The sequence below is a fragment of the Chitinophaga sp. 10T418 genome, assembly GCF_056394125.1.
The window spans coordinates 419,100-430,321 of record NZ_JBFTHG010000006.1; the positions used below are offsets into that span (position 1 = coordinate 419,100).

Consider the following 11,222-nt stretch of genomic DNA (forward strand, 5'->3'; position numbering starts at 1 on the left):
CATTACCCGATCCATTAAAATAATAACATGTTAAGAAGATTTATAGAGCGGCCGGTATTGTCAACAGTTGTATCCATCATTATTGTCACCCTGGGGATACTGGGGCTGGTATCACTCCCCATCTCCCAATATCCTGACATTGCCCCACCTACCATCCAGGTGCAAACCTCCTACAGTGGCGCCAATGCAGATGTGGTACTGAAAAGTGTGGTGATTCCGCTGGAACAGCAGATCAATGGCGTGGAAAACATGGACTATATCACCTCCACTGCCGGCAATGACGGTTCCGCCAATATTACGGTGAGCTTTAAGATTGGCAGCGATCCCAATATGGCCGCGGTGAACGTACAGAACGCAGTAGCCAGGGCAACACCTTTACTCCCGCAGGAGGTCACCCGTTCAGGCGTTACCGTGCAGAAAAAACAAACCAGTAACCTGCTTATCTTTTCTGTATACAGTACCAATCCTTCGTTTGACCAAACCTTTCTACAGAACTTTACAGATATCAATATCACCCCGGTGATCAAACGTATTCCTGGTGTAGGCGATGCTTCCGCTTCGGGATCTATGGACTATTCCATGCGCATATGGCTGAATACCCAGGCCATGGCCAGTTATGGACTGATACCGGCAGATATTACCGCGGCATTATCTGAGCAGAATATTCAGGCAGCTCCCGGGCAGTTCGGCGAAAGTGGTGGCCAGGCTTTCCAGTATGTTATCAAATACCCTGGTACGCTGGTAGATACTACCCAGTTTGGCAACATTGTGTTGCGATCGAATCTGCGTAGCCGTTTGCTGCGGCTGAAAGATGTGGCGCGTATAGAGCTGGGTGCGCTTAGCTATTTCAATAGCACCCGTACCAACGGCTATCCGGCCGTATCCGTGAGTGTGGCGCAGGTGGCCGGTTCCAATGCACGTGATGTGATCACACAAACACTGAAAGTAATGGAAGCCGCTTCCAAAACATTCCCCAAAGGTGTGAAGTATGTGATACTGCAAAACGTAGATGACTTCCTGACCGCCTCTATCGACAAGGTATTGCATACACTGTTCGAAGCATTTATACTGGTGTTTGTAGTGGTATTTATTTTCCTGCAGGACTTTCGCTCTACGTTGATACCGGCCATCTCTGTTCCGGTAGCGATTATAGGTACTTTCTTTTTCCTGAAGCTGTTTGGCTTCACCATTAACCTGCTCACTTTGTTCGCGCTGATCCTGGCTATCGGGATTGTGGTGGATGATGCGATTGTGATCGTGGAAGCGGTGCATGCAAGGCTGGATACGGGGTATAAGTCGGCCCGCAAAGCCAGTATAGACGCCCTGGATGAGATATCCGGTGCCATCGTATCTATTACGCTGGTGATGTCTGCCGTATTTATTCCGGTGAGTTTTATCGGTGGCTCCTCTGGTATTTTCTATAAGCAGTTCGGTCTTACGCTGGCCATTGCCATTGTGTTGTCGGCTATCAATGCGCTGACCCTGAGCCCTGCACTTTGTGCCATTTTCCTGCGACCTCACGGAGACGACCATACGAAGAAAACGAACTTCCTGCAGCGTTTTTACCAGGCATTCAATGTGGCGTTTGAAAGACTCACCAAACGATATACCAGCACTCTTACTTTTTTCAGCAGGCGGAAATGGATACCACTCGGGGTGCTTGTACTATTTACAGCTGGACTGATTATACTGGCCAAGATGACGCCTACCGCCTTTGTGCCGGAAGAGGATCTGGGTACGATTAACTGTAACATCAGTTTACCACCGGATGCATCTTTGCAGCGGACAGATATCGTAACACGTAAAATAGAAAAGCTGGCAGCCACTATACCTGAAATCAATAATGTGCTGGCCGTTACTGGTCGCGGACAGTTGTCCGGCACAGGTAGTAACTATGCCATGGTGGTAATGCGACTGATACCCTGGGATCAGCGGAAGAGAAGCATACAGGATATCATCAAAGAACTAAACAAGAAGTCTGCTGATATGACCGAAGCAGAGATAAAGTTCTTTGCACCAGCAACCATACAGGGTTTTGGCGCCTCCAACGGATTTGCTTTCCAGCTGCAGGATAAAACCGGTGGCGATATTGCACACTTTTATAAAGTGAACAAAGATTTTCTCAGCGTGCTGACGCAGCGCCCTGAAATACAGTTTGCCACCACTTCCTTTAATCCCAACTTTCCGCAGTACCTGATGAATGTGAATGTACCAAAGATCAAGGATGCGGGACTGAATGTAACAGATATTACCAATGCGATGCAGGGATATTATGGCGGTATCTATGCGTCTAACTTCAATCAGTTCGGGCAGCAATACCGGGTAATGGTGCAGGCTTCCCCTGAATACCGGTTGACGCAGGAAAGCTTGAATGCAGTATTTGTGCGCACCGGAGATGGCGTGATGGTGCCGATTACTGAGTTTGTTACGTTGTCGCAAACGTATGGCCCGCAAGCCATCACGCGTTTTAACCTGTTCAATTCTATCAGTATCAGCGGCACGCCGAATCCGTCTTACAGCTCCGGACAGGCCATTGCGGCCATACAGGAGTCGGGCGCAGAAACGTTGCCGGCGGGTTTCGGATTTGAATTTTCCGGCATTACGAGAGAGGAGCTGGCAGGTAGTAGTCAAACCATCTTTATCTTCCTGCTATGTCTCATATTCGTATACCTGCTGCTGAGTGCCCAGTATGAAAGCTACCTGTTGCCGTTTGCCATCTTACTGGCTATTCCAGTGGGTATTTTCGGCGCCTTCCTGTTTGCGTTACTGTTTGGTATCAGTAATAATATTTACGTGCAGATCACGCTGATTATGCTGATTGGGTTGCTCGCAAAAAATGCAATCCTGATCGTAGAATATGCGGTAGAGCGAAGACGTAATGGAATGAGTATAGCCGAAGCAGCCGTCAGCGGTGCGCAGGCCAGGTTACGGCCTATCCTGATGACGTCCTTTGCATTCATACTGGGACTGGTACCGCTTATGATAGCCAGTGGTGCGGGTGCCAACGGTAACCGTTCTATCGGAACAGGGGCAGTAGGTGGTATGCTGGTGGGAACGGTTTTCGGTATATTCATTACCCCTACTTTGTTTATCGTCTTCCAGACACTGCAGGAAAAAATACAACGTGCACCGGAAAAGGAAGAAGAAGAAAATGATGTTCCTCCGCATACGGAGCAAACTGCATCTTAAAAAACTATCCTGTTCGCAGACAGGTATATCAAAAATATCAGCGCATGCATTTTCGTGTTTCAAATATTATTTTTTTTATTGGCGGCCTGGCAATCATGCTATCGGCCTGTCATATTGTACGGCCGTATCAGTCGCCCGGCATCGCGGATAAAAATCTTTATCGCGATGTAACGACCACCGACACCAACACCATTGCTACCCTTCACTGGAAAGATATCTTTACAGATACCTTACTGCAACAACTCATCACAGAAGGTATTCGTAATAACCTGGATCTGCAGGTGGCCTGGTCACGTATGCGGCAGGCGGCGGCCAGCTATTCACAAAGCAGACAGGCGCTGTATCCTGCTGTGAATGCAGATGCCAGCGCGGCTTTTAACGGCGCATCCAATCAAAAGAATACCGGTAGAACAGTTACCCCACAACAATACGGCGTAGAACTCACCGCCGCCTGGGAAGCCGATATCTGGGGAAAGCTCCGCAGCAGCCGAAGGGCAGCACTAGCCTCCCTGTTACAGGCCACCGCAAATGCACAAGCGGTGCAAACGGCGCTGATAGCCAACATTGCCAACAACTACTATAACCTCATGGCACTGGATCAGCAGCTGAAGATTACCCAGCAAACGGTGGTCAACTGGCAAGCTACCGTAGAGGTGATGAAAGAATTGAAAAAGGCGGATGTTGTTACCGGGGCAGCAGTAGTACAAAGTGAAGCCAGCAGATATGCAGCAGAAGTAACGATCCCTGATCTGAAGCAATCGATCCGGGAAACAGAAAACACGCTGAACCTGCTGCTGGGGCGTATTGGAGGACCTGTTGTCCGCAGCAGCATCGACAATCAGCAGCCCATTATGTTACTGAAAACAGGTGTGCCTGCGCAACTGCTGGCTAACCGGCCGGATGTACAGGCAGCAGAATATAACCTTCGATATTATTTTGAATTAACGAATGTAGCACGCACCTACTTCTATCCTGCCCTCACCATATCCGCGTCCGGTGGTTTTACCAGCTATGTTTCGCTTACCGGCCCGGGTTCCTGGCTGAGTAACCTGACAGCAGGATTAGCGCAGCCGCTCTTCAACCAGGGTATCAACAGAACCAGGTTAAAGGTAGCACAGGAACAACAGCAACAGGCAGCGCTGGGCTTCCGCACCGCCGTGCTGACGGCAGGTCAGGAAGTATCCAATGCCTTATTTTCTTATCAAACGGCGCAGGAAAAAACCAACTCACGGCGGCTGCAATTGCAAAACCTGCAACTGTCGGTGGATTATACACAGGAACTGGTACGATACGGATTTGCAAATTATACCGAGGTGCTGAATGCACAACAGAGCCTCTTGTCGGCCCAACTGAATAAAATAAACGACCACCTGCAACAGCTGCAGTCCATCGTTTTCTTATACCGCGCTTTAGGCGGCGGGTGGAAATAATTATTTCACCATTACCAGCACCAGCCGGAAACCATCCGGATCCAACAACGTAATACCGTGTTCGTTCCAGTATGGATTTTTTGCTTTTACTTCCGGTGTTCCCGCTCTGCGGGCCTTTTGCAGCATTTTGGTAAAGACTTCTTTTGTCTCGGGGTATAATACCAGCAGGTCATCTTCGTCTGGCTGATGCTGCGGTGCATCTTTGGAAACGGTGAACTCCAGGTGCCAGTTTTCTCCGGGCAGGCCCAGGAACACGCCATCATACTGACTGTGATCCTGAAAAGATCCTAATTGCCGGAAGCCTAATACATCCTGATAAAAACTAATGATCTGATCCAGTGAAGTGGTATGCCTGGCGACTCTTAATCTCATAACAATACGGTGCTTTTGTGCTGAAGTAGTCACTGAATTTACTAAAAAATGGGGTTGCTACTACATTGCACCGGCAAGATAATAGTAAATTGCGAAAGAATAGTTTATCCAAACCATCCACTTGCTATGCGCATTGCTATCGTTATCACCTGTGCCACCATTATGAGCATTGCCTGCCACACGGCTCCGGCGAGTACAGAAACCGGACAACCTGTTATGGATACTGTTGTAGCCGGGCAGGCCCAACCACCCGATACCGTGGCACCTGCTTTATTGAAAAATAAAACACTGGAAGAAGCCATTGCCATCGCCGGGCCATCGGATGAAGCCACGGAGTTTTACATGTCCGATTCCTTATCTGAATTCAGGATTGGGTTGCTGAACTTCTATAAGCGCCGTGACTATCTGCACAAGCGTATACCCATCAAAGAAGTGACCTGGTATAATGGAGAAAAAAATATCACGGTATGGTACCAGGAAGAAAATCTTACCTGGCATTTTGTGACGATGGCGGTATGGGATAAGGATGCTGTTTTTTAGGATCCGATAAGTAATTCCTGGCGGAATGGCAGTGCGGGCAATGCTTCCGTAGTATTGAGTACTTCATCTACCAGTCCGAATGCTTTCGCTTCTTCTGCCGTCATGAAGTGATCATTATTGAAAGCAGCCGCCACTTCTTCTACGCTGCGCCCGGCGTGTTTGGCGATCACCTGGAACGTTTTATCCTGTAGTCTTTGTTGCTCGCGGAAAGCGATGCGTACGTCTTCTGTATACCCTTTGGCGCCGCCACTGGATGGGTGCATGTGGATGGTGGCATTGGGTAATGCATAGCGTTGCCCTGTGGCCCCAGCCGTGAGGATAATAGTGCCCATGCTGCCGGTAAAACCAACCGCCATCGTAGACACCGGCGACTTCAGCATTTTCATGGTATCATAAATGGCCAGGCCGGCATAAATCACACCACCGGGACTGTTGATGTACATATTGATAGGCCGGTGATTTTCGCTGTCGAGGTACAGCAGTTGCGCCACCATGAGGTTGGCCACCTGGTCATCGATCGCTGTGCCGAGAAAAACGATTCTTTCTTTCAGCAGCAGGCTGTATATATCAAAGGCGCCGCGGCTGTCGCCGTCGATCACCGTAGGAATTAAAAATGCCATGTTATTTAAAAATTGAAGTGATGGATTTGTTGAATAGTTCGTCCTGCATGAGTCGTTGAAAAACGGTATCCAGTTGTGCGCGTTTTTCTTCCCGGACCAGCCAAACCAGCAGTTGCAGGGCTTTGCGCTGATGGCGTACTTTATCGCGCAGGATGGGATCTACCAGCATACGGGCCTGAAATACAAGCCGGGAAGATGCGCTCATTTCCCGCTGCAGGTATTGGTCTATTTCCTGTATTTCAGCTAACGGTTTCCGCATAATCTGATTGTTTAATCTGTTCCCTTACTTTTTCAAGGCACTTGTATTTCTGTACGCTGGCGGAGTGGCCGGTTTTGAAATTAAAATCTGTGGCAATTTCTTCTATGGAATGTTGCTCGTAATAAAAGGCTTGTAGTAGTTGCAGACAACGTTTGCCCGCGGCCTTTAAGTAGTCCAGTAATGGTTTGGCTACCGGCGGCGGCGCATAATAATCTGCCGGCACTGCTATATCGGTATTTATATGATCGAGAGAGGTATACCTCCCTGTTTGTTTCATTTTCCGGATACAGCAGATCCTGGCGATCCCGGAAATATAAGCTGCCGGCGACACGTTGGCAGGCAGCGTATGATTTTTTTGTTTTTCGAGATAGATAATCACGGCGTCCTGGAAAATATCTTTGGCCATCTCCAGGTTGCCCCCCATCTGATAAACGATGCTTGCTACCCGTGGCAAGGTATTACGGTATATTTCTTCCAACCACTGATCTTCATGATGACGCATAGAGCCTGGTTTTATATACTAGTGTCTGTAACCAACCAAATATCACCCAGAATTTAAGAATTTTTTTTTTACCTTTGCCCCATCATGAAATTATAATCCACATACACAAAACAGGCTGATCCTGTAAACATGCCGTCCGGCGTGTTTTAATCCACCTATCAATATATTTATTTAACGTCTATCACAGATATGCTGCTGCATATGCTGATTTGCTTCACCTAAATTTTACTGACATGAAAATGATGACCATCATTTCCCGCCCTTGCCAACGGACCACGTCCGGAAACTTTCATTTCCAAACGATTTTATATGCTAATCAGCGCACAACATATCAGCTACCAGCTTCCCTCCGGAGCAATGCTATTCCAGGATATTCACTTTACGCTTAACAAAGGAGACAAAGCAGCGATTGCCGGTCATAACGGTGCCGGTAAATCTACTTTATTAAAGATCATTGCCGGACAGGAAAGGCCGTTTTCCGGCACGGTAAACGCCAGTGACGCCTTGTACTATGTACCACAGCATTTCGGGCATTTTAATCACCTTACTGTTGCAGAAGCGTGTGGTATTGCAGAGAAGCTCCATGCCCTCGGGGCGATTACCGCCGGCGATGCCAGTCAACATTGGTTTGATATCATCGGTGACGACTGGGATATCCCTGCCCGTTACCAGGCGGCAATAGAAAAATGGGGCATCCCGCAGGTGACACCCCATCAGCCTTTAGCGGCCCTCAGCGGCGGCGAAAAGACAAGGCTGTTTCTTTCCGGCATCGACATATTCGATCCACCGGTGGTATTGCTGGATGAACCTACCAACCACCTCGACTATGCAGCCCGGGAACAACTCTATGCCTGGGTAGCCGCCACTAACTGCACGTTGCTGATCGTTAGCCACGACCGGGAGCTGCTGCGTTTATGCCAGCCCATCTGGGAATTACAGGCCGATGGCATCAAAGCTTATGGGGGCAACTATGATTTTTATGCTGCCCAGAAAGAGGTGGAAACAAATGCCCTGCAACAACGTATTGCCAACCAGGAAAAAACCTGGAAGGAAGCGAAGAAGCAACGGCAGATAGCCATAGAACGTAAACAGCATGCGGATGCACAAGCGCGGAAAAAGGCTAAAACCGGTGGCATCCCGAAAATTCTGATCAACGGCCGAAGAAACGCCGCCGAAGTATCTACCGCAAAATTAGAACAGGTGCATACCGAAAAAGTGAGCGACCTGGCGGCAGAACTGCAGGAAGTAGCCGCGATGGCCCAGTTACAGCGTATCATGAAAGGGTACTTTGAACAGTCGGCCCTGCATCGTGGTAAAATACTGGCGCAGGCTACGGACCTTAACTATAGCTGGACACCTGGCAGCATGCTCTGGGAAAAGCCATTATCGTTTACCCTCCGCAGCGGCGACCGCCTCGCCATCACAGGAGCCAATGGCAGTGGTAAATCCACCTTGCTGCAATTACTTCTGGGTAACCTTGCACCAGCCACCGGTGAACTCTATGTGGCCAACACCCGCAGTCTGTTGCTCGATCAGGATTACAGTCTCATTGACCGTAGTAAAACCATTCTCGAACAGGCTGTGGCATTTAATGAAACCCGTCAGGAGATTTCTATGGTTAAAACGGTGCTGGTGAATTTTCTCTTTGGCCCCGACACCTGGGACAAATCCTGCGCGGTATTGAGCGGTGGTGAAATGCTGCGACTGGCACTCTGCAGTATGACCCTGCAAAATAAAGCACCGGATATGATTATGCTGGATGAACCCACTAATAACCTGGATCTGCCTAATATCAAAATACTGACGCAGATTTTTTCGGAGTATAAAGGAACATTGCTATTGATATCTCACGATAAAACTTTTATAACAGAAGCTGGAATTACCGGTGACCTGGAATTAAAGAAAGCGTAAAGCAGAAAGCGCAAAGCAAAAAGCTATTGAAGCGGATGCAAATAATATTATTATTCGGTTCAATAGCTTTTTGCTTTATGCTTTATGCTCACACCAGCAGATATTTCATAATCTCCTGGTAAATTTCTTTTTCCCGGAAAGGCTTCAGCAGCCAGCCATTAAAGCCTGCGGCTCTGAAGGCTGCTTCATCATCTGCAGTAATATTGGCGGTCAATGCCAATGATACTACGCGTGCTTTTTCCGGGTCTTTATCCTTGCGGATTTGCTCCATCACTTCTATCCCACTCATACCTGGCATATGCAGGTCAAGCAATACGAGGTCATAATTATACTGGTTAAACAGCTCCATGGCACTGTTACCATCTGTGGCCATATCAAAACGGCATTTCCATCGGGTCAGTATAAGCTTCAGCAACAGCAGGTTCATCTCCTGGTCGTCAGCAATGAGTACGTAACGACCTTCCATAAAAGCTCCGGTCAGCTCCTGGATGTCTTTGGGGCTTTGGGTTATCATCAGCGGCACAGATACTTTTTCATAAGGGATCTCGCAAATAAAGCTGGAACCTTTATGCAGTTCACTCTTCACTAAAATCTCCCCACCCTGTAAATTGATCAGGCGTTTGGTGATGGCCAGTCCCAGCCCGGTGCCCTTGGTGCTGCTCCGCGCATTGCCTGCCTGAAAGAAGCGCTCAAACAAATGTTGCCGTGCCTCCGGACTGATACCTTCTCCGGTATCAGTTACAGTAAAGCTGAACAGCGATTGCGTATCATTTTGTGGACTCAGTGTAGCCATTACAGTGATGCTGCCCTTATCGGTGTATTTAACAGCATTGCTGAGGAGGTTGACCAGGATTTGCTTCAGGCGAAAAACATCGCCATTCACCTGTCCGTTTTTATCTCCTTCAAAACTTACCTGGAATTCCAGGTGCTTCTTTACTGCCTGTACCCGCATCATATCTACCACTTCGTTATATACCTGGTATAATACAAAAGGCTGTGGCGTGAAGGAAATATAATCGTTCTCCAGCTTGGAAAAATCCAGTACATCATTCACCACCTGTATCAGCATATTGGTAGCGGATGTTATAGAAGACACCATACCTTTTTGCGCGGGGCTCAACGGCGTATATTCCAGTTGCTCCGTAAAGCCGGCTACAGAGGTCAACGGCGTCCGCATTTCATGACTCATATTATTCAGGAAGTCCGTGCGCACCCTTGTTTGTTCCTCTGCCACCTGTTTAGCGAGTTTGAGTTGCTGATTCTTTTTCCGCATCACCCAGGCTCCTGCTATAATGATAACAGTAAAAAGCAACAGTGCAATCAGGCCTTTCGCCGTCATGCTCTTCATGTCGGATGTACTATTGGTAACCACCTGCTGAGCCGACTGTTTGGTGAGCAGGTGCTGCTTTGCGGCATTTTCCCGCAGAGATATCAACAATGCCTTTAGCTGTTCCATCATGATGATGTTATTGCCTGCCAGCGAAGATTCCTGGTCATTCAGTTTTAACCGGTTCGTGAGTTGCTTCTTTAGAATATCTTTATAGTAACCGTTTACATCTGTCACCACTTTTTTCAACTGCATGGCATCATAGGTTTCCTTATCTATTACGTGGCCATCTTTTGTTCTCACGCGGATATTGATCTGTGCTTTTACCGTATCTTTTTTGTTGGCAAAGGCATTTCCCAATCTTTTAAAGAACCCTTTCTTCCCTGTTTTGGGTTCCTGTACATTATTCACCGTATCGATAGTGACTTTTTCTTTTTTAATCTGCTTTACATTATATACCGGGATGCTGCTGAGCAGCTTATCGATCATATCGTTTTTGAGTGAGCCGGTTAACATGGAGTCGGTAGCCTTTTTCAGCGCGGCAATGTTGCCGGAAACCGTTTCTTTTTCTTTAATGAGGTCTTTAAACTGCTGATCGTTACTACTGCTGCTCAACGAATGGCTGATGGTATCTACCATCGATAACACGTTGCCCAGCTCTGATGAAAAGGTCTGCAGGTATTTTCGTTCATACAGAACCGTATACAGGCGGAAATTATTCTCTGCATCATTCAGGGTAAAAAGTGCGGAGTCCATTAAGTGAACAGAGGGGTCATCTATCATCAGCGTATCCGTTGCCAGCAACAGCTTTGCCGCGCTTTGACTATGGATCCGGTAGCCAGAAAAAAACGATATTACCAGCAATACGAAAATGAGTGCCAATGACACTATGAACAATAAAAGCGACTTACGCATATGGCCAGAGCGATTACAGGGTAACTAACTTCCTACTTTTTATTATACGACAACCAGGGGATGATGGTACTTTTCTTGTGCAACTCCTATGAAAACGTCTATTTATTATCTATTACATGACAATATTCTATGACTAAAAATAACGAATCCCTGGTTA

At 47.6% G+C, this 11,222-nt stretch carries 9 protein-coding genes; 4 read left to right on the forward strand and 5 right to left on the reverse strand.

Annotated features, from left to right (window positions below; translation table 11 throughout):
* Positions 1-27 precede the first annotated feature (27 nt).
* Both AC1DCV_RS19870 and AC1DCV_RS19875 read left to right on the forward strand, forming a co-directional pair.
* Entirely contained in the window at positions 28-3,189 is a 3,162-nt protein-coding gene (locus tag AC1DCV_RS19870; protein WP_477024790.1) for an efflux RND transporter permease subunit, read from the forward strand.
* A gap of 44 nt (positions 3,190-3,233) precedes the next feature.
* The gene (locus AC1DCV_RS19875) at positions 3,234-4,619 is read left to right on the forward strand and encodes an efflux transporter outer membrane subunit (protein WP_477024791.1); all 1,386 of its coding nucleotides are present in this window, start codon (positions 3,234-3,236) and stop codon (positions 4,617-4,619) included.
* Here AC1DCV_RS19875 and AC1DCV_RS19880 read toward each other — a convergent pair whose 3' ends face one another.
* On the reverse strand, positions 4,620-4,991 hold the full coding sequence (locus AC1DCV_RS19880; protein ID WP_477024792.1) for a VOC family protein: 372 nt from the start codon (positions 4,989-4,991) through the stop codon (positions 4,620-4,622). It lies immediately after the preceding gene.
* A gap of 126 nt (positions 4,992-5,117) precedes the next feature.
* Between AC1DCV_RS19880 and AC1DCV_RS19885 the strand changes: the two genes are divergently transcribed.
* A complete protein-coding gene (locus AC1DCV_RS19885) occupies positions 5,118-5,531 on the forward strand; it encodes a hypothetical protein (protein ID WP_477024793.1) in 414 nt (137 codons plus the stop codon).
* On the opposite strand, the gene AC1DCV_RS19890 is transcribed toward AC1DCV_RS19885, so the two are convergent.
* From AC1DCV_RS19890 to AC1DCV_RS19900, 3 genes are read right to left on the reverse strand one after another with little or no spacing between them, the layout of a single operon-like run.
* Positions 5,528-6,151, reverse strand: coding sequence for a ClpP family protease (locus AC1DCV_RS19890; protein WP_477024794.1), 624 nt, complete (start codon positions 6,149-6,151; stop codon positions 5,528-5,530). The two genes, AC1DCV_RS19885 and AC1DCV_RS19890, sit on opposite strands and share 4 nt — an antisense overlap.
* Position 6,152: 1 nt before the next feature.
* Entirely contained in the window at positions 6,153-6,410 is a 258-nt protein-coding gene (locus AC1DCV_RS19895) for a hypothetical protein (RefSeq protein ID WP_477024795.1), read from the reverse strand.
* The gene (locus AC1DCV_RS19900) at positions 6,391-6,912 is read right to left on the reverse strand and encodes an RNA polymerase sigma factor (RefSeq protein WP_477024796.1); all 522 of its coding nucleotides are present in this window, start codon (positions 6,910-6,912) and stop codon (positions 6,391-6,393) included. The genes AC1DCV_RS19895 and AC1DCV_RS19900 overlap by 20 nt, the downstream gene beginning before the upstream one ends.
* Before the next feature lie 309 nt (positions 6,913-7,221).
* Here AC1DCV_RS19900 and AC1DCV_RS19905 point away from each other — a divergent pair, with 309 nt between their 5' ends.
* Positions 7,222-8,823, forward strand: coding sequence for an ABC-F family ATP-binding cassette domain-containing protein (locus AC1DCV_RS19905; RefSeq protein WP_477024797.1), 1,602 nt, complete (start codon positions 7,222-7,224; stop codon positions 8,821-8,823).
* A gap of 88 nt (positions 8,824-8,911) precedes the next feature.
* Here the strand turns inward: AC1DCV_RS19905 and AC1DCV_RS19910 are convergent, their stop codons facing one another.
* Positions 8,912-11,065, reverse strand: a complete 2,154-nt coding sequence (locus AC1DCV_RS19910) for an ATP-binding protein (protein WP_477024798.1) — start codon at positions 11,063-11,065, stop codon at positions 8,912-8,914.
* Between the last annotated feature and the right edge of the window lie 157 nt (positions 11,066-11,222).